This is a genomic window from Rhodobium gokarnense (assembly GCF_025961475.1).
Lineage (GTDB): Bacteria > Pseudomonadota > Alphaproteobacteria > Rhizobiales > Rhodobiaceae > Rhodobium > Rhodobium gokarnense.
This window is the reverse complement of sequence record NZ_JAOQNS010000019.1, coordinates 20,166-44,789: the sequence shown is the minus strand read 5'-3', so window position 1 is coordinate 44,789 and position 24,624 is coordinate 20,166. Positions and strand designations below refer to the sequence as shown.

The 24,624-nt window shown below is 66.4% G+C and carries 23 protein-coding genes, 1 other RNA gene and 1 pseudogene; 10 read left to right on the top strand and 15 right to left on the bottom strand.

Features of this window, described 5'->3' with window-relative positions; all coding sequences use genetic code 11:
• Positions 1-5: 5 nt before the first annotated feature.
• Together betB and betI are read right to left on the bottom strand one after the other, a co-directional pair.
• Positions 6-1,466 carry a betaine-aldehyde dehydrogenase gene (gene betB, locus M2319_RS22470; RefSeq protein ID WP_264603719.1) on the bottom strand — a complete coding sequence of 487 codons (1,461 nt, stop codon included), beginning with the start codon at positions 1,464-1,466 and terminating at the stop codon, positions 6-8.
• 198 nt (positions 1,467-1,664) lie between these two features.
• Positions 1,665-2,267 (bottom strand): transcriptional regulator BetI, encoded by a 603-nt coding sequence (betI, locus tag M2319_RS22465; protein ID WP_264603718.1) that lies wholly within the window; start codon positions 2,265-2,267, stop codon positions 1,665-1,667.
• A gap of 162 nt (positions 2,268-2,429) precedes the next feature.
• Here betI and betC point away from each other — a divergent pair, with 162 nt between their 5' ends.
• From betC to M2319_RS22430, 7 genes and pseudogenes are all read left to right on the top strand, one after another.
• Positions 2,430-3,965 (top strand): choline-sulfatase, encoded by a 1,536-nt coding sequence (gene betC / locus M2319_RS22460; protein ID WP_264603717.1) that lies wholly within the window; start codon positions 2,430-2,432, stop codon positions 3,963-3,965.
• Between the two features lie 99 nt (positions 3,966-4,064).
• Entirely contained in the window at positions 4,065-5,021 is a 957-nt protein-coding gene (locus tag M2319_RS22455; RefSeq protein ID WP_264603716.1) for a choline ABC transporter substrate-binding protein, read from the top strand.
• Positions 5,022-5,143: 122 nt separating this feature from the next.
• Positions 5,144-5,992, top strand: coding sequence for a choline ABC transporter permease subunit (choW, locus tag M2319_RS22450; RefSeq protein WP_264603715.1), 849 nt, complete (start codon positions 5,144-5,146; stop codon positions 5,990-5,992).
• A gap of 4 nt (positions 5,993-5,996) precedes the next feature.
• Positions 5,997-6,857: pseudogene (locus M2319_RS22445) on the top strand (quaternary amine ABC transporter ATP-binding protein); the annotation flags it as partial.
• Between the two features lie 180 nt (positions 6,858-7,037).
• Positions 7,038-8,024 (top strand): amidoligase family protein, encoded by a 987-nt coding sequence (locus tag M2319_RS22440; protein WP_264603714.1) that lies wholly within the window; start codon positions 7,038-7,040, stop codon positions 8,022-8,024.
• Complete coding sequence (locus tag M2319_RS22435) at positions 8,021-8,722, top strand: gamma-glutamyl-gamma-aminobutyrate hydrolase family protein (protein WP_264603713.1); 702 nt, start codon at positions 8,021-8,023, stop codon at positions 8,720-8,722. The genes M2319_RS22440 and M2319_RS22435 overlap by 4 nt, the downstream gene beginning before the upstream one ends.
• A gap of 149 nt (positions 8,723-8,871) precedes the next feature.
• On the top strand, positions 8,872-9,738 hold the full coding sequence (locus M2319_RS22430) for a hypothetical protein (RefSeq protein ID WP_264603712.1): 867 nt from the start codon (positions 8,872-8,874) through the stop codon (positions 9,736-9,738).
• A gap of 17 nt (positions 9,739-9,755) precedes the next feature.
• On the opposite strand, the gene M2319_RS22425 is transcribed toward M2319_RS22430, so the two are convergent.
• The 5 genes from M2319_RS22425 to ald form a co-directional block, all read right to left on the bottom strand.
• Entirely contained in the window at positions 9,756-10,709 is a 954-nt protein-coding gene (locus M2319_RS22425; RefSeq protein WP_264603711.1) for a zinc metalloprotease HtpX, read from the bottom strand.
• A 57-nt stretch (positions 10,710-10,766) separates the two neighbouring features.
• On the bottom strand, positions 10,767-11,948 hold the full coding sequence (locus M2319_RS22420; protein ID WP_264603710.1) for an aminotransferase: 1,182 nt from the start codon (positions 11,946-11,948) through the stop codon (positions 10,767-10,769).
• Positions 11,949-12,055: 107 nt separating this feature from the next.
• Complete coding sequence (locus M2319_RS22415) at positions 12,056-12,922, bottom strand: D-amino-acid transaminase (protein ID WP_264603709.1); 867 nt, start codon at positions 12,920-12,922, stop codon at positions 12,056-12,058.
• A gap of 20 nt (positions 12,923-12,942) precedes the next feature.
• A complete protein-coding gene (gene dgcN / locus M2319_RS22410; protein ID WP_264603708.1) occupies positions 12,943-13,941 on the bottom strand; it encodes an N-acetyltransferase DgcN in 999 nt (332 codons plus the stop codon).
• Between the two features lie 112 nt (positions 13,942-14,053).
• Positions 14,054-15,169, bottom strand: a complete 1,116-nt coding sequence (gene ald / locus M2319_RS22405) for an alanine dehydrogenase (RefSeq protein ID WP_264603707.1) — start codon at positions 15,167-15,169, stop codon at positions 14,054-14,056.
• A gap of 121 nt (positions 15,170-15,290) precedes the next feature.
• Here ald and M2319_RS22400 point away from each other — a divergent pair, with 121 nt between their 5' ends.
• Complete coding sequence (locus M2319_RS22400; RefSeq protein WP_264603706.1) at positions 15,291-15,770, top strand: Lrp/AsnC family transcriptional regulator; 480 nt, start codon at positions 15,291-15,293, stop codon at positions 15,768-15,770.
• A 139-nt stretch (positions 15,771-15,909) separates the two neighbouring features.
• Here the strand turns inward: M2319_RS22400 and M2319_RS22395 are convergent, their stop codons facing one another.
• The 3 genes from M2319_RS22395 to M2319_RS22385 form a co-directional block, all read right to left on the bottom strand.
• Positions 15,910-17,133: a nickel-dependent hydrogenase large subunit gene (locus M2319_RS22395; RefSeq protein WP_264603705.1), complete on the bottom strand. Its 1,224-nt coding sequence runs from the start codon at positions 17,131-17,133 to the stop codon at positions 15,910-15,912.
• A 68-nt stretch (positions 17,134-17,201) separates the two neighbouring features.
• On the bottom strand, positions 17,202-17,690 hold the full coding sequence (gene hybE, locus M2319_RS22390) for a [NiFe]-hydrogenase assembly chaperone HybE (protein WP_264603704.1): 489 nt from the start codon (positions 17,688-17,690) through the stop codon (positions 17,202-17,204).
• Positions 17,687-17,932: a HypC/HybG/HupF family hydrogenase formation chaperone gene (locus tag M2319_RS22385; protein WP_264603703.1), complete on the bottom strand. Its 246-nt coding sequence runs from the start codon at positions 17,930-17,932 to the stop codon at positions 17,687-17,689. The genes hybE and M2319_RS22385 overlap by 4 nt, the downstream gene beginning before the upstream one ends.
• Before the next feature lie 334 nt (positions 17,933-18,266).
• Here M2319_RS22385 and M2319_RS22380 point away from each other — a divergent pair, with 334 nt between their 5' ends.
• The gene (locus tag M2319_RS22380; RefSeq protein ID WP_264603702.1) at positions 18,267-18,881 is read left to right on the top strand and encodes a glutathione S-transferase; all 615 of its coding nucleotides are present in this window, start codon (positions 18,267-18,269) and stop codon (positions 18,879-18,881) included.
• Positions 18,882-18,890: 9 nt separating this feature from the next.
• Here M2319_RS22380 and M2319_RS22375 read toward each other — a convergent pair whose 3' ends face one another.
• On the bottom strand, positions 18,891-19,634 hold the full coding sequence (locus M2319_RS22375) for a sulfite exporter TauE/SafE family protein (RefSeq protein WP_264603701.1): 744 nt from the start codon (positions 19,632-19,634) through the stop codon (positions 18,891-18,893).
• 189 nt (positions 19,635-19,823) lie between these two features.
• Between M2319_RS22375 and M2319_RS22370 the strand changes: the two genes are divergently transcribed.
• Entirely contained in the window at positions 19,824-20,828 is a 1,005-nt protein-coding gene (locus M2319_RS22370) for an adenosine kinase (protein ID WP_264603700.1), read from the top strand.
• A gap of 31 nt (positions 20,829-20,859) precedes the next feature.
• Here M2319_RS22370 and recR read toward each other — a convergent pair whose 3' ends face one another.
• From recR to ffs, 4 genes are all read right to left on the bottom strand, one after another.
• Positions 20,860-21,468 carry a recombination mediator RecR gene (recR, locus tag M2319_RS22365; protein ID WP_264603699.1) on the bottom strand — a complete coding sequence of 203 codons (609 nt, stop codon included), beginning with the start codon at positions 21,466-21,468 and terminating at the stop codon, positions 20,860-20,862.
• 349 nt (positions 21,469-21,817) lie between these two features.
• On the bottom strand, positions 21,818-22,138 hold the full coding sequence (locus tag M2319_RS22360; protein WP_264603698.1) for a YbaB/EbfC family nucleoid-associated protein: 321 nt from the start codon (positions 22,136-22,138) through the stop codon (positions 21,818-21,820).
• 60 nt (positions 22,139-22,198) lie between these two features.
• Positions 22,199-24,088, bottom strand: coding sequence for a DNA polymerase III subunit gamma/tau (locus M2319_RS22355; protein WP_264603697.1), 1,890 nt, complete (start codon positions 24,086-24,088; stop codon positions 22,199-22,201).
• Between the two features lie 127 nt (positions 24,089-24,215).
• An RNA gene (gene ffs, locus M2319_RS22350) (signal recognition particle sRNA small type) lies at positions 24,216-24,313 on the bottom strand.
• Between the last annotated feature and the right edge of the window lie 311 nt (positions 24,314-24,624).

Genomic DNA, 24,624 nt, shown 5'->3' with positions numbered 1-24,624 from the left:
GGGCGTCAAAACGGGGTTTCGGTCGGCGTCATCGCCACATAGACGCTCTTGACCTGCGAATAGTGCTCGATCGCCGCCTTGCCGTTCTCGCGGCCGATGCCGGACTGCTTCACGCCGCCGAAGGGCATCTCGATGGGCGTCAGATTGTAGGTGTTGATCCAGCAGGTGCCGGCCTGGAGGTCTGCGACGACCCGGTGGCCGCGGGCGAGATCCTTCGTGAAGACGCCGGCGGCGAGGCCGAAGGGCGTGGCGTTGGCCCGCGCAATGACATCGGCCTCGTCGTCGAAGGTGAGGACGGTCAGGACCGGGCCGAAAATCTCCTCGCTGGCGATCCGGGCCTGGTCGGAGCTGGCATCGAACACAGTCGGCTCGACGTAAAAGCCGCTGTCGAGCCCCGGCCCGGTGGCGCGGCCGCCGCCGACGAGGCACCGCGCCTCGGCCTTTCCGATCTCCATGTAGGAGAGGACCTTTTCCATGTGGCGCTCGGAGACAAGCGGGCCGATCTGGGTTTCCGGATCGAGCGGGTCGCCGAGCCTCAAGGCCTTCGTGCGGGCGACAAGGCGTTCGATGAAGGCGTCCTTGATGCTGGAATGGACGTAGACGCGGGTGCCGTTGGAGCAGATCTGGCCGGAGGAATAGAAATTGCCGAGCATCGCCCCGCCGACGGCGGCGTCGAGATCGGCGTCCCCGAAGACGAGGATCGGCGACTTGCCGCCGAGTTCGAAGGTGACGTGCTTCAGGGTCTTTGCCGCATCACCCATGATCCGCTTGCCGGTGCCGACCTCGCCGGTGAGCGAGACCTTGGCGATCTCGGGGTGGGCGACCAGCGCCGCACCGACCTCGGCCGCGCCCTGGATCACGTTGAAGACGCTGGCCGGCAGCCCGGCCTCAAGGAGGACTTCGGCAAGGATCAGCGCGGAAAGCGGCGTTTCCTCGGACGGCTTGAAGATCATGGCGTTGCCGCAGGCGAGCGCCGGGGCGGCCTTCCAGGAGGCGATCTGGACCGGATAGTTCCAGGCGCCGATGCCGGCAACGATGCCGAGCGGCTCGCGGCGCGTATAGACCCAGTCGCCGCCGAGATCGACGTAGTCGCCGGAAAGGCTGGAAGCTACGCCGGCGAAATATTCCAGGCATTCGACGCCGGACAGGGCATCGGCGACCAGCGTTTCCTGGATCGGCTTGCCGGTGTCCAGCGTCTCGATGCGGGATATCTCCTCGTTGCGGGCGCGAAGGAGATCGGCGGCGCGGCGCAGCACCCGCGCGCGTTCCGCCCCCGGCGTCTTCGACCAGACCGCGAAGCCGCGCTTTGCCGCCTCGATCGCCGCCTCGATCTCCTCCGGCACTGCATGGCGGATCTCGGCGACGACCTCGCCGGTCGCCGGATAGATGTCCGGCACGGCCAGGCCGGCACCCGGCACATACGCACCGGCGATGAAGTGGGAGCCTTTGGGTTGGGCGTTCGGCATCAATGATCTTTCTTTTTCGAGACGGGCATCGACCGGACTGTTTGAGCAGCCGCAATGCCCCGAATTCCAGTTCCTCCGCGCGGGCTGCGCCGAAGGTCGTCAATGCGCTTTTCTTCGGACGGGCATTGACCGTACTGCTTGCGTAGTCGGCAAAGCCCCCATGGTCCAAATCCTCCGCGCAGGCTGCGCCGAAGGTCGTCAATGCCCTTTGGGTGGCGCTCCCGCGGCGATGAGGCGCGTTTCGACATAGTCCTCGACGAGGGCGGCGGCGCTTGCGGCATCGGCCGGCCCTTCGCGCAGCGCCCGGCGCAGCCAGACGCCGTCGATCATCGCCGCCGTGCCCTCTGCGGCCACGGCCGCATCGGCGCGCGGCAGCAGCCGGGCGTAGGCGTCCAGAAGGTTGGAATTCAGCCGGTGGGCGTAGATGCGCAAAAGCTGGTGCGCCTCGTCGGAGGCCTGGGCGTGCACATAGAAGGCGAGCCAGGCGGAGATCACCTCCGGGCGGAACTGCTCGGGCGTGAAATTGCCGGCGATGACGCCGGAGAGCCGGGCCCGGGGATCGTCGGCATCGCGCAGGCGTTCCGCAACCCGCCGCGACAGGCCCTTCAAAAGGTAGCGCATGGTGGCGACGAGGAGGCCGTCCTTGTTGCCGAAATAGTGGTGCGCAAGGCCCGACGAGACGCCGGCGCGGCGCGCGATCTGGCCGACCGTGACGTCGAGCGAGCCATGGGCGTGGATCTCGTCGATGGCGGCCGCGATCAGCTCCTTGCGGCGGATCGGCTCCATTCCGACCTTGGGCATTTCCGGTCTCCGCTCTTCAATCTCACCAGCCATCTTATTTTTGATTGACGCGTCAATCAATAAAAACCTACGGTGATTTCGGAGCCCGGCCGTGCGACATTTCCGGCTCGAGAGTCTCACCCGAACCGCGACGCCGCACCGGCGTCTGGAAGGAACAGTCAAATGGCCAACGGCCGGCGTCCCAACATCCTGATGATCATGGCCGATCAGCTCACCCCGTCGGCGCTCGGGGCCTATGGGCACCCGATCGTGCAAAGCCCGAACATCGACCGGCTGGCCGCCGAGGGCGTCACCTTCGACGCGGCCTATTGCAACAATCCGCTCTGTGCGCCGTCGCGGTTCACCATGCTTTCCGGACGGGCCTCATCGAAGATCGCCGCCTACGACAACGCTTCCTATTTCCCCTCGAACCAGCTCACCTTCGTCCATGTGCTGAGGGCCGCTGGCTATCGCACGGCGCTGGCCGGCAAGATGCATTTCATCGGCGCCGACCAGACCCACGGCTTCGAGGAGCGGCTGACGACGGACATCTATCCCGGCGATTTCGGCTGGGTGGCCAATTGGGACGAGGCCGAGGAGCGCATCGACTGGTGGTACCACAACATGTCAAGCGTGACGGAGGCGGGCGTTGCCGAAGTCACCAACCAGCTCGACTTCGACGACGAGACCGGCTTCCACGCCGTGCGCGGCATCCGCAATCTCGCGCGCGCCGAGGACGGCCGGCCGTTCTTCCTCTGCGTCTCCTTCACCCATCCGCACGACCCCTATACGACGCGCCAGGAGTTCTGGGACCTCTATGAGGGCGTCGACATCGACCTGCCGCGGGTGCCGGAGCCGGAGCGGACCCTGCTCGATCCGCACAGCCGGCGGCTAATGGAAGCCCTCGACCGGGATGCGGCGACGATCACCGAAGCGGAGATCAAGCGGGCGCGGCGCGCCTATTACGGCAACATCTCCTATGTCGACCAATGGGTCGGCCGCATCCGGCACACCCTGGAGGCCTGCGGCCTCGCTGACGACACCATCATCCTCTTCACCGGCGACCACGGCGACATGCTCGGCGAGCGCGGGCTCTGGTACAAGATGAGCTTCTTTGAAAACGCCGCCCGGGTGCCGATGATCGTCCACGCGCCGCAGCGTTTCGGGCCGCGGCGGGTGTCCCGGAACGTCTCGCTCATCGACCTGGCGCCGACGCTGATGACGCTGACCGACAGCGCGCCGGAGGATTTCGAGCCCGCCTTCGACGGCCGCGACCTCACCCCGCTGATCGCCGGCGACGCGGACGAGGACGAGGACACCGTCTTTGGCGAGTTCTTCGGTGAGGGCGCCGTCGCCCCGCTCGTCATGATCCGCCGCGGCAACTACAAATACATCGCCTGCCCGGCCGACCCGCCGCAGCTCTACGACCTCGCCAGCGACCCGGACGAGTTGACCAATCTCTGCGGCACCCCGGAGGTCGCCGAGACCGAGGCGGCGTTCGCGGCCGAGGTCGCGGAGCGCTGGGATTTCGAGGCGCTTCGGGAGGCGGTTCTCGCCGACCAGCGCAACCGGCGCTTCATCGACAAGGCGCTTCGCACCGGCAAATTCCAGCCCTGGGACTACCAGCCGAAGACGGAGGCCCACGAGCAGTACATGCGCAACCATCTCGACCTCAACGAGGTCGAATGGCACAGCCGTTTTCCCCGCCCGGAAAAATAAGCCCCGCGCCTGCGCTTGATCCCTGCGGGCTTGGGTGCTTCCATGTGGACAACCAAACGGCCGCACGGCCCATTCACCCAGAAAGAGCAGGGAAACGTCATGGCACGCACTGTCACGAAGCTGTTCGGCGGCGCACTCGCCGCCGCCCTCATCTCCCTTTCCGCCGGCTCCGCCCAGGCGGCGGAACCGGAAAGCTGCAAGACCGTCAACTTTTCCGACGTCGGCTGGACCGACATTACCTCCACCACCGCGGCGACCTCGGCGGTGCTTGCCGCCATCGGCTACGAGCCGGAGACCAAGCTGCTGTCGGTCCCGGTCACCTATCGCTCGCTGTCGAACGGCGACATCGACATCTTCCTCGGCAACTGGATGCCGACCATGGAAGGCGACATCAAGCCCTATCGCGAGGACGGCTCTGTGGAGACCGTGCGCGCCAATCTGGAAGGCGCGAAATACACCCTCGCCGTGCCGAAATACACCTATGACAAGGGCCTGAAGAGCTTTGCCGACATCGCCAAGTTCAAGGATGACCTCGACGGCAAGATCTACGGCATCGAGCCGGGCAATGACGGCAACCGGCTGATCCTTGACATGATCGAGAAGGACACCTTCGGGCTGAAGGATTTCGAGCTGGTGGAGTCCTCCGAGGCCGGCATGCTCTCCCAGGTCGCGCGCGACGTGAAGAAGAAGGTCGACATCGTCTTCCTCGGCTGGGAGCCGCATCCGATGAACGCCAACTACGACATGGCGTACCTGTCCGGCGGCGACGACGTCTTCGGCCCGAATTACGGCGGCGCCACGGTCTATACCAACGTGCGCAAGGGCTACGCCGCGGAATGCCCGAACCTCGGCAAGTTCCTCGACAATCTGGTGTTCTCGCTGGCCATGGAAAACGAGATCATGGGCGCGATCCTCAATGACGGCACCGAGGCGGACGCCGCCGCCAAGGCCTGGCTGAAGGAGCACCCGGACGTCGTCGCAGGCTGGCTTGAGGGCGTCACCACCTTTGACGGCGGCGACGCCATGGCCGCGGCCAAGGAAGACCTCGGCCTCTAGGCGGGCAAGCCAATCGACGAGGGCGGCCGGCGGGCCGCCCTTTTCTCTTTCCGGAGGTCGCACGGTCTGAATTTCGAAAATACGGAACCGTGCAAAATCCCTTTTTCATGGTCTGAACGGCAATGGACTGGCTAACCGAGACCAAGATCCCGCTCGGCAAATGGGTCGAGGCAGGCGTGGATGCCTTCAACGCCTGGGCGTCGGGGTTTCTGGACGCCGTTTCCGAAACGCTTCAGACCCTGATCGAGGGCCTCACCGACGGCATGGCCGCCGTGCCGCCGGTGCTCCTTGTCCTGATCTTCGCCGCCCTTGCCGGCTATCTGAAGAAAAGCTGGAAGCTGGCGCTCGGCGTCGTCCTCGGCCTCTTCCTGATCATCAACATGGGCTATTGGGACGAGACGCTGGAAACGCTGGCGCTCGTCGTCTTCGCCACCTTCGTGTGCATGGTCATCGGCGTGCCGATCGGCATTGCCGCCGCCCACCGGCCCTGGCTGGAAGCGATCCTGCGTCCCGTGCTCGACCTGATGCAGACGCTGCCGACCTTCGCCTATCTCATTCCGACGCTGATCCTCTTCGGCCTCGGCGTCGTGCCGGGCCTGATCTCCACCGTGATCTTTGCCATTCCGGCGCCGATCCGACTCACCACCCTCGGCATCAAGTCGACGCCGAATGCGCTGGTCGAGGCCGGCGAGGCGTTCGGCTGCACCAAGACCCAGCTCCTCTTCAAGGTCGAACTGCCGTCCGCCATGCCGACGATCATGGCCGGGCTCACCCAGTGCATCATGCTGTCGCTGTCCATGGTGGTGATCGCGGCCCTCGTCGGCGCCGACGGGCTCGGCGAGCCGGTGCTGCGGGCGCTGAACACCGTCAACATCGCCAAGGGGTTCGAATCCGGCCTTGCCATCGTCATCGTCGCCATCCTGCTCGACCGGGTGTTCCGGCGCGCCGAACCGCCGTCCGAGCAGCGGTGATCCGATGACCGAGACCGCCCCCCTTGCCGCAGACGACCCGACATCCGGCGCAGAGGATGCGATCCGCTTCGAGAAGGTCGACATCGTCTTCGGCGACGACCCGAAGGAGGCGCTGCCGCTGATCGATGCCGGCAGGGACCGCAGCGAGATCCTTGAGGAAACCGGCCTGGTGCTCGGTTGCGCCGGCGCCAGCCTCTCCGTCAAGCGCGGCGAGATCTGCGTCCTGATGGGGCTGTCCGGCTCCGGCAAGTCGACCCTGATGCGCGCCGTCAACGGCCTCACGGAGGTCGCCCGCGGCAAGGTGCTGGTCAATACCGGCGCCAAGATGGTCGACGTCGTCACCTGCGGCCCGTCGATGCTGCGCACGATCCGGCGCGAGCACTGCGCCATGGTGTTCCAGCAGTTCGCGCTGCTGCCCTGGCGCACGGTCAGGGAGAACGTCGCCTTCGGCCTTGAGGTACGCGGCGAGGACGCGGCCCGCATCGACGAGATCGTGAGCGAAAAGCTGGCGACCGTCGGGCTTTCCGAATGGGCCGACAAATACGGCCACGAGCTTTCCGGCGGCATGCAGCAGCGGGTCGGGCTCGCCAGGGCGCTTGCCACCGATGCCGATATCCTCCTCATGGACGAGCCGTTTTCCGCGCTCGATCCGCTGATCCGCTCGCGGCTGCAGGACGAACTCATCGAATTGCAGGCCCGGCTCGACAAGACCGTGCTCTTCGTCTCCCACGACCTGACGGAGGCCGCCAAGATCGGCCGCCATATCGCCATCATGGAGGGCGGTCGGATCGTCCAGCACGGCACGCCCGACGATATCGTCGACAACCCGGCGGACGACTATGTCGCCGAGTTCGTCGCCCATATGCGCGGCGGGTAAGCCGCACGACCGGTACCGGAACAATCCACCGTCTTAGTCGTTTGCCTAACGCAGGGCGCGCCCGGCCGATGTAACGCGGCCGTTTTGCCTCGCGCCATACGGTCCCATATGCCTCGGGCGCCCTTTTGCCCGGGCGCCATCCCTTTGAAGAGCCGACACGCGAGCCCCATGAAACCTTTTTCCCTGAAGATGCCCCCGCGACGGACCAATCCGGACGGTGAGACCCGCCGCGTCGGCGTGGAACTGGAATTTGCCGCCGTCTCGGCCCGGGACGGATCGCGCCAGGTGCAGAGCCTTTTCGGCGGCACCATCGAGGAGGAGGATCCGCACCGCTTCCACATTCGCGGAACGGACCTCGGCGACTTCGTCTGCGAGCTCGACTCCCAATATGTCCACCGGCCGCTGCGGGGCGACGACAGCGGCATCCGGGCGGCGTTTTCCGATTTCGAAGCGCGCCTGAGGGCGCTCATCGGCGATGTCAGTGCGGTGCTGGTGCCGTGCGAGGTGGTCTGCCCGCCGGTCCCGATCGATGAGCTCGGCCGGATCGAGACCCTGGTCGAGGCGCTGCGCGCGGCCGGCGCGGAAGGCACCCGGTCCAATCCGCTTTACGCCTTCGGCGCCCAGCTCAATCCGGAGATCGCCGAGGATAGCGGCGAGTGGATTGCCTCGGTGCTGAAGGCCTATCTGCTGCTGTCGGAATGGCTGCGCGAGATCATGTCGATCGACCCGACGCGGCGCATTGCCTCCTTCGCCGACCCGTTCCCGAACCCTTACGTCCTTTCCGTCGTCGACCCGGACTACTGGCCGGACCGGGACCGGCTGATCGAGGACTATTTGCACGCCAATCCGACCCGTAACCGGGAGCTCGACCTGCTGCCGCTGTTCGCTTTTTTCGACGAGGAAAAGGTGAAGGCGCTGGCGCCAGACCCGCTGATCAAGAAGCGGCCGACCTTCCACTACCGCCTGCCCGATGCACGGTTTTCCGAGCCGGACTGGGGGGTCACGCTGGAATGGAACCGCTGGTGCGTGGTCGAGGAGCTTGCCGCAGATCGGGCGAAGCTCGATGCCATGGGCCGGGCCTATCGGGCCAACCGCGAGCAGTGGATCTCGGAGAACTGGGCAATCCGCGCCAGCGAGTGGCTGCTCGTCTCATGAAGCCGCGCAAGGGCAAATCGATGCCGTGCATCGGCGTCACCACCTCGGCGGGCGGCGGGCGCTACATGTGGTGGTTCTATTTCCTGTCGCTGAGGCTCTACGGGGTCCGGCCGGTGCGCCTGATCGCGCCGATCGACGGCATCGACATCACCAGCTTCGACGGGCTGATCATCGGCGGCGGCGACAATATCGGCGCCGGGCTCTACCAGGGCGATCTCACCCTCGACGTCAACATCGACCCCGCACGCGACGCCATGGAACTGCGGCTGCTGGAGCTTGCCGCGCGCTGCAAGGTGCCGGTGCTGGGCGTCTGCCGCGGCGCCCAGCTCCTCAACGTCTTTCGCGGCGGCTCGCTGCACCAGGACCTGCACAAGAGCTTTGAGGACGTTCCGCATATGTGGACGCCCTTGCCGCGCAAATACGTGACCATCGAGGCGGGCTCGAAACTCGCCGACTTCCTCGGCCGGGTGCGCTTCAAGGCGAACAGCCTGCACCGCCAGGCGATCGACCGGCCCGGCGAGGGCATGGAGGTCTCCGCCCGCGACGAATACGGCATCGTCCAGGGCATCGAGGACCCCAAGGCCCGCTTCCTCATCGGCGTCCAATGGCACCCCGAATTCCTCATCTACCGCGCCTCGCAAAGGCGCCTGTTCCGGGCGTTCCTGAATGCGGCAGAGGCCTATTGCGCGGAGCGGTGAAGGAGTGTTTTGCGGATACGGGGGCTGGATTACGTCGGCGGAGAACCTCTCGGACGTCGGTCATATTCATCAGTAGTATTAATTTAATGTTGCTATTTTAGGTTGCTTCTTAGTATTATTTATTGTCGTTGTATGTTTTCGAGGGTCCAATGCGTACCATATTGGCGTTTTCCCGACGTTTTGCCCCGCCTCTTTCTGCAGGACTGCTTGTGAGCTGCGCCGGCATGCCCGCTTTCCAGAAGCCGGACGAGGTCGACATCTCAAGCATCCTCTACAGCGTTGAATGCATCGTCGCAGACAGCGTTAAAGAACGATTTGGGAACAATCTAAAGAAACCAAAAGATCCTTGGCTAAACGATTGGGCAGCACTTGTAACGCTTGAACTGATTGCAGACCGGACGATGGGCGGCGGGGCCAAAGCGAATTTCACTGTCCCGGTTCACCACTACATACCAGCCCCACAACAAGGGCCTTTCCTTGCCAGAAAATTCTCTATGAATTTCGATGGCAGTTACAGCCGTCAGGTGAAACGCACCGGAACGGTGCAGGCGGCCTTCAATTTCGACGCCATCGAGGTGTGCACAAAAGAAACGAAACCCAAGAAAGTTAAGCGCATAGATGGCGAATTGGGTCTTAAGGACTGGATCGGACAGTCCGTCGTAGCTCTTGACAATATTCACCAGAAACCGACCAGTTTAAGCTATGAAGTCGAATTCATCATAACCAAGAAGCTGGAATTAGCGCCGAACTACCATATCGACGATAACATTTATCATACCACGAAGGTTGGAAGTTCTGCCGATTTTTCCTTCAAATTCGCCCCCGCCGATGTCAAATCGCATAAGTTGACGATAGTCGCTGAGAAGCGGAAGGACCGGGAAGGCAAAGAGACTGCGCCCAAAAAGGGTGGTGTGCGGAAGTCGAAACCCGTAATGCGATCGACGTCCAAGCAGGTGTCTCCGCAGACGCTCGAATCCCTGGATTTGAAATATTTCACACTCCATAACAACAAGTGAGCTGACGGAGCGCTGTCTCAATACCACACCCCCGTCATGCGCCGCCTCGGGCCGCGGGTGACGGGGATGAAGGATTTGCCGACGACGACCGGGGCGTCGAGGGCGGCAAAGACCGGATCGTGCCTCGACTGCAGGGTTTTCAGCCGGGCGACGCGGTCTTCGGTCCTGGGGTGCGAGCGCAGCAGGGAGGGGTCCGGAAGGCGGTTTCCGGGCAGCACCATACTCTCCCACCGGCGGCCATGGGCGCGTTCCAGCTTCATGAGCGCCGAGGCAAGGCCGTCCGGATCACCCGTCAGATCGGCGGCGTCGAGGTCGGCGTCGTATTCGCGGGCGCGCGACAGGGCGAGCTGCATCAGGCCGCCAATGGTCGGCGCGGCGAGCAGGATGAGGATGCCGAGCCAGGGCACCGTGCCGCTGCCGGCAAGGATCGCCGGAAGGTTCAGGGCCAGCACGATCATGCCGAAGGTGGAGAGCACGCCGGTCATGCGCGCGACGATGTCGGCGAGCGCCATCACCTTGATGTCGCCGTTCCTCACATGGCTGACCTCGTGGGCGATAACGGCCGCGAATTCGCGCAAGGAGAGTCCGCGGATCAGCCCGTCGGTGACGCAGACGACGGCGTCTTCCGGCCGGCCGACGGCAAAGGCGTTCATCATCCGGCTCGGCACGTAATAGAGCTTCGGCACGCGCGGCAGGCCGGCGCGCTCGGCGATCAGCGCCAGCACCCGGTGGCCCTCCTCGAAGACGTGCTCGGGCAGCTCGCGGGCCCGGTACATGCGCAGCACCAGCTCCGGCGAGGCGCGGGTGGCAAGGAACAGGCCGAGCCCGCCGCCGATCAGCGCAAAGAGGATGCCGTCCGGCCCCATGACGATGACGACACAGAGCACCAGAAGCGCCAGACTGCCCGCCGCGAGCAGCCAGGTGTGCAGCGTGTTGCGGAATTTGTGGCGACGCTGGAGGTCGTCGCTCAACGATAAAAGCCCTGTCATGCCATAGATGTAGGCAAGGCAGGCCGGACTTTTAAGGGCTCAGGCCGAGGCCTGCCGGTCGCGCCCGAGATAGGCCTCCAGCCGGTCGAGGGCCGCATCGAGCACCTCCGGTCTCTTGCAGAAGCAGAAGCGCACGAAGGTCTTCGGCGGGTTCCTGCACGGATAAAAGGCCGAGAGCGGGATGGCCGCAACGCCGGCCTCCACCGTCAGTGTCCGGCAGGCGGCGACGTCGTCCTCGCCAAGGCCCATGCCGGCGATGTCGACGGAGACGAAATAGGTGCCCTCGCAGGGCAGCACCGGAAAGCCGAGGCGGGAGAGCCCTTCCGACAAATGATCGCGCTTGGCCGTCATGTCGGCGACAAAACCCTCGTAATAGGCATCGTCGCTGGCAAGCCCCTTCGCCACCGCCTTCTGCAGGTTCGGCGGCGTCGTGAAGGTGACGAACTGGTGGGCCTTGGCGATCGGGCCGACGAGGCGTGCGGGGCCGCTGATATAGCCGACCTTCCAGCCGGTGAAGGAAAAGGTTTTTCCGGCCGAGCCGATGCGCACCGAGCGCTCGCGCATGCCCGGAAACGTCATCAACGGCCGGTGCTTTCTGCCGTCGAAGACGAGGTGCTCGTAGACTTCGTCGCAGATCGCGTAGGCGTCATATTTGACGCAGAGTTCGGCGATCAGCGCCAGTTCGTCCTCGGAAAAGACCTTTGCCGCCGGGTTCATCGGGTTGTTGAGGAGGATCGCCTTAGTGCGTTCGCTGAACGCGGCCTCAAGCGCCTCCCGGTCGAGGCGCCAGTCGGGCGGGGAGACGCGCACCGGCCTGACCTCGGCGCCGGCGCGCCGCGCCATCGGCAGGTAGCAGTCATAGAGCGGCTCGATGAGGATCACCTCGTCGCCGGGTTCCACGATGCCGAACAGACAGTCGGCGATCGCTTCCGTGGCGCCGGAGGTAATAAGCACTTCGGTAGCCGGGTCGATGTCGAGACCGTAAAAGCGCCGGTTGGCGTCGGCGACGGCCTCACGCAACTCCGGCAGGCCGAGCATCGGCGGGTACTGGTTGGGACCGTCGACGGTCGCCTCGGCGGCGATGCGGCGCAGTTCCTCCGGCCCGTCGACATCGGGAAAGCCCTGGCCGAGATTGACGGCCTTGTGCTCGATCGCCAGCCGCGACATCACCTCAAAGACGGTGGTCGGCACGCCGGTGAAGATGGCATTGGTCGGCTTCATCGAGGATCCCCCGCGCTTTTCCCGGACAGAACGGCGAGATGGATGCCGCAGAAACGGCGCGGAGTCGAGGGTTGTTGACGACGCGGAGAGCTATCGAGCGAACCGGCTCAGTCGACAGCCTCCCCGATGGAGGCAAACGCCGCGTCCACATAGTGCTGGCGCAGCTTGCGGGAGATCGGGCCGGGTTTGCCGTCGCCGATGGTGGAATGGTTGATGGCAACGACCGGCATCAGGAAGGTGGAGGCCGAGGTGATGAAGGCTTCCTTGGCGTTCTCCGCCTCGCCGGGGGTGAACGGGCGCTCGATGATGGTGATGTTGTCCTCGCGGGCGAGCCGCAGGATCGCGTCGCGGGTGATGCCGTGGAGGATGTCGCTGGTGAGCTGGCGGGTGATCACCGCGCCGTCGGCATTGACGATGAAGGCGTTGTTGGAGCTGCCCTCGGTAATGAGGCCGTCCTCCACGAACCAGGCATCGCCGTAGCCGGCTTCCAGCGCCGCCTGCTTGGCCATGGAGGCGGGCAGGAGGCCGACCGTCTTGATGTCGCGGCGGCGCCAGCGGATGTCCGGCACGGTCATCACGGCGATGCCCTTTTCCACCTTCGGATTGTCGACCACCGGACGGGCCTGGGTGAACATAACGAGGCTCGGCGCCGCATCGGCCGGATAGGCGAAATCGCGATCGGCAATGCCGCGGGTCACCTGCAGATAGACGATGCCCTCGTCGAGCTCGTTAAGGGCGACGAGCTTTTCGTGGATGTCGCGAAGCTCCGCCTCGCCGACCGGGCGGGCCATCTGCAGCGCGTTCAGCGAGCGGGTGAGCCGGGCCATGTGCGGCTCGAAATCGACCAGCTTGCCCTTCAGGACCGTCGTTACCTCATAGACCCCGTCGGCAAACAGAAAGCCGCGGTCGAAGACGGAAATCTTTGCGTCGTCCTCGGCGAGAAACGCGCCGTTGACATAAACCGTGCGTGCCATGTGTCAGCCCCCGTTTGAATTCAGCCCAGATTGTCGACGATCGGGCCGACACCGATGCGCACCGGATCGACGGCCGGCAGGCCGAGCTTCGTTCCGGTGTCTTCAAGGAGGCGCAGCGCCTCGTCCTCGCCAAGCCGCGAGGTGTCCATGGAGATGCCGACGAAGCGGACGTCCGGGTTGGTCAGCCGCGCGGTCCTGAGGTTCAGGTCCATGCACTCCTCCAGGCCCGGCAGCGCGAAGTCCGGCACGCCGCGCATATGGGTGCGGGTCGGCTCGTGGCAGAGCACCAGCGCATCCGGCTGGGCGCCGTGGATGAGGCCCGTGGTGACGCCGGCAAAGGAGGGATGGAACAGCGAGCCCTGGCCCTCGACCACGTCCCAGTGGTCGTCGGCCGCGTCGGGGGTCAGTTCCTCGATGCAGCCGGAGATGAAATCGGAGACCACCGCGTCGACCGAGACGCCGTCGCCGACGATGAGGATGCCGGTCTGGCCGGTGGCGCGGAAGTCGGCGTCCATGCCGCGCGCGCGCATCTCCTTTTCGATGGCCAGCGTCGTGAACATCTTGCCGCAGGAGCAGTCGGTGCCGACGGTGAGGAGCCGCTTGCCGGGGCGCTTGGAGCCCTTGCCGACGGAAAAGGTCTTCGTCGGGTGGCGGACGTCGAAGATGGAGCGGCCGAGCCGGTCGGCCTCGGCCTTCAGCTCGGGAATGTCGGCGACCTTGTTGTGCAGGCCGGCGGCGATGTCGAGGCCGCATTCCAGGGCATCGTGCAGCACGGAGATCCAGTTGCCGGCAATGATGCCGCCGCGGTTGGCGACGCCGACGACGAGGGTGCGCGCGCCGTTCCGATAGGCCTCGGCCGGCGTCATGTCGGGCAGGCCGCAATCGGCCTGGCAGCCGGCCAAGCGAATCTGGCCGACGCAATGTTCCGGCCGCCACTGGCGGATGCCGACGGCGACCTTGCCGGCAAGCAGGTCCGGCGCGTCGCCGAGGAAGAGGACGTAAGGGGTTTTGATCGACATGCTGTGACTCCCGAGGGCGCGACCCGCCGATGGAAGCGCCGGCGGGCCCGGCGGTCAAGGGGGAAAGGGGCCCCGCGCCACATATCAGGGCGCGGGAATATCTTGTTTTCGTTCAGATAATCGCTTCTTCGGCGGGGAAGTAGTCGTAGCCGAGCTCGCGGGCGACGGGCTCGCAGGTGACCTTGCCGTTCCAGATGTTGAGGCCGTCGCGCAGGAACGGATCGTCCTTCAGCGCCTGCTTCCAGCCCTTGTCGGCGATCGCCAGGGCATGCGGCAGGGTGACGTTGTTAAGCGCGTAGGTGGAGGTACGCGCAACGGCGCCGGGCATGTTGGCGACGCAGTAGTGGACGATGTTCTCTTCCACGAAGATCGGATTGTCGTGGGTCGTCGGCCGCGAGGTCTCGAAGCAGCCGCCCTGGTCGATGGCGACGTCGACCAGCACCGCGCCGCGGTTCATCGTCTTCAGCATGTCGCGGGTGACGAGCTTGGGCGCAGCGGCGCCCGGCACCAGCACCGCACCGATGATGAGGTCGGCATTGGCGACGTGGTCGGCGAGGATGGCGCGGGTGGAATAGAGGATGCGGGCGCGGGATTCGAAATGGGTCGCGAGCCGCTCCACCACCATCGGGCTGCGGTCGAGCACGGTGACGTTGGCGAACATGCCGACGGCCATCTGGGCGGCGTTGAAGCCGACGACGCCACCGCCGAGGACCAGGACCTTCGCCGCGCCGACGCCGGGCACGCCGCCGATCAGGACACCGCGGCCGCCATTGACCTTTTCCAGCGCATGGGCGCCGGCCTGGATCGACATGCGGCCCGCGACCTGGCTCATCGGCTTGAGGAGCGGCAGGCCGCCCTGCGCATCCGTCACGGTCTCATAGGCGATACAGATCGCGCCGGAGGCGACAAGGTCCTTCGTCTGTTCCGGATCCGGCGCCAGGTGCAGGTAGGTGTAGAGGATCTGGCCCTCGCGCAGCATCTTGCGCTCATGGGCCTGGGGCTCCTTCACCTTGATGATCATGTCGGCCTTTGCAAAGACCTCGGCCGGGGTTGCCACCACCGTCGCGCCGACCGCGCGATAGTCGTCGTCGGTGGCGCCGATGCCGTCGCCGGCGTTGGTCTCCACCAGCACCTGGTGGCCGTGGTGGACCGCGTCGAGCGCGCTTTCCGGCGTCATGCCGACGCGGTATTCGTGGTTCTTGATTTCCTTGGGAACGCCGATGAGCATGACCACCTCCAGGGCTGCAATGCAGGTATGCTAGCCGAAGATTAGGTGGATTTCTCACCGATTAGTCGTCACAATCAGGCAATCGTCGGAAAATTCTCCGGTAACCGCCCCGTTTTTTCGAATGGCATACGATTCCCTCGACCGCGCCGACCGCAAGATCCTCGCCATCCTGCAGACCAACTGCCGGATCTCCATCGCCGAGATCGCCGAGGAGATCGGCCTGTCGCCGTCCGCCTGCCACCGCCGCATCAAGCTTTTGGAGGAGGCGGGGATCGTGGAATCCTACGTCGCCCGACTGAGCCCGCAGGCGCTGGGATTTTCCATGGTGGTGTTCGTGGAGATCTCGCTGTCGAGCCAGTCGGAGGCGGCGCTGTCGAAGTTCGAGGCGGCGATCGATGCGGCGCCGGAGATCCTGGAATGCCACCTGATGGCCGGGCCGGCGGACTATCTGATCCGCGTCGCGGCCAAGGACCCTGCCGACTACGAGCGCATCCACCGGGAGCTGATCGCCCGGCTGCCGGGGGTGGCGCGGGTGCAGTCCAACTTTTCGCTCCGCACCGTGCGTGCCTGGCGGGGATATAAGGTGGTGGAGCCGGTTTGAGGGGTGGGGATGACGGTGGGCGCCGTGCACGTGGCCCTGGATTGCCGCGTCGGCCTGGCGGCCTCCTCGCAATGACGCTGAAATCATAGAGAAAAACGTCATTGCGAGCGCAGCGAAGCAATCCAGACAGCGGCGCCTGCTAGACGATCTCCACGTCGAACTGAACGCATGGATCGATGGCGGTGACAAGCAGCGACGCGGCTTCCTTCAGCCGCGACACTTCCTCAGCGCCAGCACCCTTGAGCCCCGTAGCGAGCACCCCCTCGGGGTGAAAATTCCATTCCGTTGGCGCCAGAATGCGGTATGTGGCCGTGCGCCCGCCCTCGATCTCCACGTAATGGGCGAGGAGGCCCCGGGCGGTCTCGACCGTGGCGACACCGGCGCCGCTGGCGCGGGCCGGGGCGCCGGGCTCGGCCGTCTCGTCCTTCGCCTCCAATTCCCCGGCGATCTTGCGAATGTCCGTGATCAAGGCGTCAACGGAGACGATGCGGGCGGCAAGCTGGGCGAGGAGCCCGGCGCCGTGGGTCTGGGTCAGGTCGACGATCAGCGGATGGCCGCGATAGGTGGCCCCTGCCCCGGTCTGGTACGCCGTGCCGTCGATCTCCGGGCGGGCCGCGAAGGCCCTGCCCGCCTCTCCGGCAAGCTGCTCCGCCAACCATTTGCGATCGAGGTCCGGCAGCGGCGGCGTTGCTGCCGCGCCGAAGCCGGCAAGGTCCCGATCGAGCACGGTCCGCACGACACGGGCGATCGGCGTTGCGCCGCGCGCCGCCCACATGGCGAGTGCCTCGGGGGTGGCGAGGACCTCGGCGGCGCGCACGTCCGGGCCGAAAATGCCGAGCCGGGCGATCTCCTCCATGGTGTTGGCGAAGGCCGTGACCTTTGCCGGCTTCGGATCGGCGCCGGCGCCCCCCAGTCGAACCCAGTCGGTGCGCGGATAGACGGTCTTGGCGAGCCGCGCGATGCGGGCGCGGGCATCGCGCAGGGCGTCGAAGGCGGTCTCCTCGCCGGCCATCTGGGGCAGGTCGAGCATCAGGCGCCACATCGCCTGGCCGAGCGCCTCACCGGCGACCAGCAGGCGGCGCGCGGACGTCACGGCCGGCGCCGGGGCGATTCCGAGCGCGTCTTCGGCGGCCTCAAGCCCGGCGACCGTGTGGGCGGTGCCGCAGAGGCTGTAGAGCAGCCGCAGCGACTTGATCGCGTCCATGACCTCGCGGCCTTCCAGCACCGACGCCGCACCGAGTGGGCGGGTGGAGGAAATGTCGACAGCGCGGACCGCGCCATCCGAAACCTCAAGCCGCACGGCAAGGCGGCCCTCGATGCCGCAGTCGCGCTGGCCGATCCTGTCTCCGATATCGCTGGACATTTTTTACCCCCCCCCCTCGGCCGGTGCTGTCCGGTCCGCCCGTGTCGTTTTCTTCGGATCGCCCGGCGCTATCGCACCCTGCCCCTGAAGAGGTCGCGGCGGGACATCGCCGTCTGTTTTTTCGCCCGGCCGGCGGCGACCGGCGTCATCAGCTTCACAAGCCCCTCGCGGGCCTCCTTGCGGGCGTCGTCCTGGCTGTGGATATGGAAAAGCGCGGTCACCAGCGACAGCGAGGCATAGGCGCCGATCTTTTCGGAAAACGCCTCCAGGAACACCTCCGGCCCGGAGGGCAGGAAGTGGCTCGCCTGGCCGGTGCCGGCGCGTTCCGGCGCCCAGACTCGCGGCAGGGCGACCACGCTGATGAACCACGGCGCGATGAGAACGCCAAGATAGTCCGCGCAATAGGGCCGGAAGCCCATGGTCTCGATTTCGACATTGCGATTATAGACCGGCAGGTCGCGCATCTGGGTCTCGCCGACCTCGGCAAAGTCGGCAACGAGCGCGGCAAGGCGCTCGGCCATCGGCCCGCCGGAGGCCTCGCCCGGTGCGCCGCTCATTGCGGCCGCTCCCGCTCGCCGATGGCCTCCAGGATGTCGTCGAACAGCCGGTAGGATTCCGCGGCCGTCTCCGCGTCCATCTTGGCGACGGCAAAGCGCTGCATCTGCAGGACCACGAAATCGCCGGCCGCGACCGGTTCCGGCAACATGGCAAGGCTCACGGTCAGCTCCGCGCCATAGCGTTCGACGACGGCGGTGGCACCGTCGACGGAGAGCACTCTGGCGGGAACGGCGAGGCACATCTTTCGGCCGCCTTTCGGATCGCAGGCATTCGGGTGTCGACCTTGATACTTTAGGGCTTTCGAATACGTCCGGCAATCGAGGGTTCCGCTTTTTCGCGCGGCCCGTTCGCCTGACAGGGCGGTAGCCGATTGCCCCTTTCCTCCCCTTGCCGGATAGATTAAGGGTTGGGCCTAAGGGAATTCACGGGGGGTGGCGCATCGCCGACGCCCCCGTGGACCGCATTCAAACCGTACCGCGCGGCCCGAGCAGAGCCGATGCGGCGGGTCCGATCCCGGCCACTGGCGGCTCCGCGGTGGCCCTTTTCATGGCGGGCCGATCCTTGGAGGCTGATTGATGAAGCTGTTCTTTTCCCAGACGTCGCCGTTCGTGCGCAAGGTCATGGTGCTGGCCCATGAGGCCGGGATCGCCGACAAGATCGAAAAGATATCCGCCGCCGCCCACCCGATCGACCGGGACGAGAACGTCGTCATCCAGAACCCGCTCGGCAAGATCCCGACGCTGGTGCTCGACGACGATTCCGTCCTGTTCGACAGCCGGGTGATCGCCGCCTTCCTCGACACCCAGCACGAGGGCGCGCCGCTGATCCCGGCTTCGGGCATCAAGCGCTTTGCCGCGCTGACGCTGGAGGCGCTCGCCGACGGGCTGTCCGATGCGGCGGTCCTGGTGCGCTATGAACTGACGCTACGCGACGAGGACAAGCGCAACGAGCCCTGGCTGAACGGCCAGATGGCCAAGATCGACACCGCGCTCGACGAGCTGGAGGCGCACTGGATGGAGATCCTGACCGGGCCGATGACGCTGGGGCAGATCGCCGTCGGCTGCGCGCTCGGCTATCTCGATTTCCGCTTCGCCGACATCAACTGGCGCGAGGCGCGGCCGCAGCTTGCCGCCTGGTACGACGCCTTCGCCAAGCGCCCCTCCATGGAGGCGACGGCGCCGCCGGCCTGAGCGCCGCACTCAGCCGAGCACGGGGCGGACGACCAGCGCCGCTCCGAGCACGATCAGCACCACCAGGACGAGGCGCCGGAACGCGTCCACCGACAGGCGGCGGCGAAGGGCCGTTCCCGCCTTGATGCCGGCAAAGACCGGGACGAGGCCGGCGATCGAGATCGCCAGGGTGTGCCAGGTCATCAGGCCGATCTTGGCGAGCCCGACGGCCATCACCGCGCTCGACAGGCAGAACGAGATGTTGATCGCCTGGATGAAGCGGTCCGGCTCCAGCCTGAGCGCCATCAGGTAGGGCAGGATCGGCATCAGTTGCGAGCCCGTCAGGCCGTTGAAGAAACCGGCCAGGAACCCGGTCGGCGGCGCCAGCGGCGCCTCCAGCCGGCGCGGCACGACAAGCTCCGGGCTGGCAAGCGCAAAGGCCCCGTAGAGCGCCAGCACGACGCCGAGCACGGCGCCGGCCGCAACCCCATCCACCCGGTCCAGGAGGTATAGCCCGAGGACGAGCCCCGGCAGGCTTGCCAGGTAGAGCCAGCGGAACCGCGAAAGGGTCGTGCGGAAGTGCCCGGCCTCGATCATCACCAGGCTGTTGCTGATCAGGGACGGGACGATGACGAGGGGCATCGCCGCCTTCAGGCCGATGGCGAGCGCCAGCACCGGCAGCGCGGAGGTGGAAAAGCCGAGGCCCGTCGCGCCCTTGACGAAGGCAGCGAAGAAGAGACCGGCGGCGACGATTGCGAGTTGCTCCGGCGACACACATTTCCTCCCGTTTGCCCGGTTCCCTTCCGCGCATTGCGCGGCACCGACCTGTTATGGCAAAAGGCGGCGTTGTTCCACATTTGCACGTTGCATTCGTTCAAACGCTCCCGGGTTGGCGCCTTTTCCTCCCGCACCGGCGACCGGCAGAGCGGCCCCCAGCAACGCAGCGTTCCGGAGACCGGCTCCATGACCGACACCCGCTTCGATGTCCTCGGCATCGGCAACGCCATCTACGACCTTTTCGCCCATGTGGAGGACGATTTCCTCGTCCAGGAGAACCTGATCAAGGGCTCCATGCGCCTGGTCGAGACCGAGGAAGCCGAACGGCTCTATGCCAAGATGGGTCCGGCCGTCGGCGCTTCGGGCGGCTGCGCCGGCAACACCGTCTCCGGCGTCTCCTCGTTCGGCGGCTCGGCCGCGTTCGTCGGCAAGGTCGCCGACGACGATGTCGGCCATGCCTATCGCCACGACATCCGCGCCTTCGGCGTCGGCTTCGACACGCCGACGCTGGTCGACGGATCGCCGACCGCGCGCTGCATGATCCTGATCTCGCCGGACGGCGAGCGGACCATGAACACCTATCTCGGCGCCAGCCAGGAGCTGACCCCGGCCGACATCGACCGCGACACGGTGGCGGCCGCCGCGGTCACCTATCTGGAAGGCTATCTGTGGGACCCCCCGGCAGCCAAGGAAGCGTTCCGCACGGCGGCCAAATATGCCCACGAGGCCGGCCGCAAGGTGGCGCTGACGCTGTCGGATTCCTTCTGCGTCGATCGCTTCCGCGAGGAGTTCCTGGACCTGGTGCGCAGCGGCCTCGTCGACGTCCTGTTCTCCAACGAGCACGAGATCCACGCGCTCTACCAGACCGCGGATCTGGCGACCGCGATCGCGGCCGTCCGCCAGGATGCGCCGCTCGCGGTCATCACGCTCGGCGCCAAGGGCTCGATGGTGGTCTGCGGCGAGGAGACGACCGAGGTTGCCGCCGCCCCGGTCGACCGGGTGGTGGACCTCACCGGCGCCGGCGACCTCTATGCCTCCGGCTTCCTGTTCGGCCTGTCGCGGGACTTCGACCATGCCGACTGCGCCGAGCTCGGCGGCATCGCGGCTTCCGAGGTGATCACCCATGTGGGCGCGCGGCCGGAGAAGTCGCTGCGCGACCTGGCAGCGCAGCGCGGCTTTCCGATCTCCTGATCGGCCCGCGCCGGCATGGCGTAGCGTGGCGTCAGAGCGCCGTGCGCTGGCGGATGGCGGCGGCGAGCGTTCCTTCGTCGAGATAGTCGAGCTCGCCGCCGACGGGAACGCCGTGGGCGAGCCGCGAGATCTTGACATCGAGGCCGGCGAGCTGGTCGGAGACGTAGTGGGCCGTCGTCTGGCCTTCGACCGTCGCATTGACGGCGAAGATGATCTCCTTCACCCCGTCCTCGCGTGCCCGATCGATCAGGCTTTCCACGTTGAGGTCCTCCGGGCCGACGCCGTCGAGGGCGGACAGGACGCCGCCGAGCACGTGATAGCGGCCGCTGACGGCGCCGGCGCGCTCCAGCGCCCAGAGGTCGGCGACGTCTTCGACGACGACGATGACGGACGGGTCGCGGCGCGGATCGCGGCACAGGGTGCAGGGATCGGCGGTATCGATGTTGCCGCAGACCTGGCAGGTGACGATGGTGTCCCGGGCAGCCGCCATGGCGGCGGCGAGCGGCACCAGCAGGGACTCTTTCTTCTTCACCAGGTGCAGCGCCGCCCGGCGGGCCGAGCGCGGGCCCAGCCCCGGCAGCTTGGCCAGCAACTGGATCAGCCGCTCGATTTCCGGTCCGATGGGCGAACTCGCCGTCATGTGTCGTGTCGTTCCCTGGAGATTGCGCAAGGCACATTATGCGCTTTGCCGACTGTTCGGTTTTCGTTTTTCAACGGAGCGGCGGGCTTGCGGCGGTTGCCGGATCGTCCGGCTGGCGCGACCTCGCCGGCGCTTTTCCCCTTCTCGGCGTCATTACCGGGCTTGACCCGGCAATCCATCGGGCATTGCGCCCTGCCGCTCCCTCATCATGGACCACCGGGTCAAGCCCGGTGGTGACGCGGAGTGAAGGGTGAGGCCGAGCAAAGACGGCATCGTTCGAGGCCAGCAAGGACGCTCAGAGTAGAAGACGCGCAACGAGAAATCCGCGTCCCATCCGCCACTCGCTTCCTCAGAACGGCATCTTCATGCCCGGCGGCAGGCCCATGCCGCCCATCATTTCCTTGGTCTTTTCCTGCATGACCTCTTCGCTCTTGCCGCGCGCGTCGTTGACGGCGGCCATCACGAGGTCCTCCAGGATCTCGATCTCTTCCGGTTTTGCCAGCGAGGGATCGATCTTCAGGGCCTTCAGCTCGCCCTTGCCGGAGAGCGTTGCCGTGACGAGGCCGGCGCCGGCGCTGCCCTCGACCTCGATCTCGGCGATCTGCTGCTGCATCTCGGCCATCTTGCCCTGCAGGTCCTTGGCCTGCTTCATCATCTTCAGAAAATCCATGGCGTCCTCGTTTGCGTGGGCTGATATCGGTGTCAAAAGCTGCCTGAAATCCGCGCCCGGTCAGTCGGCGTCGTCGTCCGTCTCGCCGTCGCCGGGCTCGGCGTCCGGGTCGGCCGCCGCCGGCTCCGGTTTGGTGACGCGGACGCCGACGATCTCGGCGCCGGGAAAGGCGGAAAGGATCGCCGCGACATTGGGATCTTCCTTCGCCTCGGCAAGGAGGCGGTCGCGCTCGGCGTCGCGGCGCTGGCGCAGGGTCGCGCCGCCGCCCTCGCGGGCAACGGTGACCACCCAGCGCGTGCCGGTCCAGTCGCTGAGCCGGGCGCCGAGTTCACCGGGAAGGCCTGAAGGCGCATCGGGTTCCAGTTCGACCTCGATGCGGCCGGGCTCGAAGCGAACCGGATGCAGCAGCGTTTCGACCTGGTCCTTCAGCTTCAGGTCCCGGTGTGTGCGGGCAAGCTCGGCCACATCGGCGAGGGAGGCAAGGACGATCCCGGCGACCTGCGGCGCGGACGTGGCCGCTAGCGGTTCCGGCGCGGTGAGGTCCGCCATGGCGTCGGGGGCGGCCCGCTCGCTGGCAAGGCTGAGCCGGGCGCGGCCGTCGCCGCCGCCCCGCCCTGCGGACGAATAGTCGGCGCGCGGCGGCGCTGCCGTCGCTTGCGCGCTCGGCCCGGACGCAGCGCTGCCGGTGGTCGTCGCCGGGCGGGTCGGCACCGGGCCGCCCTCGCGCAGCAGCTTCAGGGCCTCGTCCGGGGTCGGCAGGTCGGCGGCATAGCACAGCCGCACCAGCACCATCTCGGCCGCGGCAAGGGGTTTTGGTGCCGTCTGCACCTCCTGGATGCCTTTCAGGAGCATCTGCCAGGCGCGCGACAGCACGCGGACGGACAGGCTCTCGGCGAATTCACCGCCGCGGCGGCGCTCTTCCTCCGTGACGGCGACGCCGCCGACGGCATCGGCCGCGAATTTCAGCCGCGTCACCAAGTGGACGAATTCGGCAAGGTCGATCAGCACCACGGCGGGATCGGCGCCGACCTCGTACTGGCCCGCCAGTTCGGCAAGTGCGCCGGCGACGTCGCCGGCCATCAGCCTGGCGAACAGGTCGATGACGCGGGCGCGGTCGGCAAGGCCGAGCATGTCGCGCACATCCTCGGTGCGGATGCTGCCGCCGGCATGGGCGATCGCCTGGTCGAGCAGCGACAGGGAATCGCGCGCCGAGCCCTCGGCGGCGCGGGCGATCAGGGTCAGCGCCTCCGGGACGACCGCGACGTTCTCCGCCGAGGCGATCTTTGCCATATGCTCGACCAGGAGATCGGCGTCGATGCGCCGCAGGTCAAAGCGCTGGCAGCGCGACAGCACGGTCACCGGCACCTTGCGGATTTCCGTGGTCGCAAAAACGAACTTCACGTGCTCGGGCGGCTCTTCCAGCGTCTTCAGCAAGCCGTTGAAGGCCGCCGCGGAGAGCATGTGCACCTCATCGATGATGTAGACCTTGTAGCGCGCCGACACCGGCCGGTAGCGCACCTGCTCGATGATCTCGCGGATGTCGGCGATGCCGGTGTGGGAGGCGGCGTCCATCTCCACCACGTCGACATGGCGGCCTTCCATGATGGCGGCGCAATGCTCGCCGAACTCCGGCATGTGGATGGTCGGCTGGTCGATCTTGCCGGGGATTTCGTAATTGAGAGCGCGGGCGAGAATGCGGGCGGTCGTCGTCTTGCCGACGCCGCGCACGCCGGTGAGCATCCAGGCCTGGGCGATGCGGCCGGTCTCAAAGGCGTTGGACAGGGTGCGGACCATCGGCGCCTGGCCGATCAGCTCCTCGAAGGTCTCCGGGCGGTATTTGCGGGCAAGCACGCGGTAGACGCCCGTCGTCCCGGCGCCGGAGGCCCCGGATTCGGGCGAAGGGGCACCGTCCGTGGAAGGGGCGCCGTCCGTCTGAGAGGTGCCGTCCATGCCGCTGTCATCACCGCTCGCCTCGCCCGCGGGCGCCCGTGTCGGCGCCATATCGGGCGGACCTCAATGCCCACGCCGCATCCGCGTGCTCGCCTGCGGCGCGGCCGCCATCCCCTGGCGGCGGGCGGGTGGGAGGCTGAACAGTGACCCGGACCGATCTCGTTAGGGCTGCTTCCTTCCGGACCTGACCCGGTTGGCGAGTGGCACGTCCACAGCCAACCTCCCGCTTCCGATATGGCAGTTTCGGTGCCGGCGTGCAAGTCGTCTCGGCCGCGCCGGCGGAGCGGCCGGGCGGCGCTGCCGGATGGTCACGACGCCGGACCCCGTGCGCCGGCGGCGCCTGCCGCGCGAAACGATGCCGGGCACCCCCAGCAAAAACGGCAATGCTGCTGACCTTAAACAGCACCGGTGAGCATGCACTGTATACAAAAACTGCCGAAAAGACTTCGTATTTGGATAGATTTTTCGCTGGTACAATTAATGGTATATGTCTTTTACTTCGAAAGTCGGAGATCGCGTAAGGATTTATCCCTAAA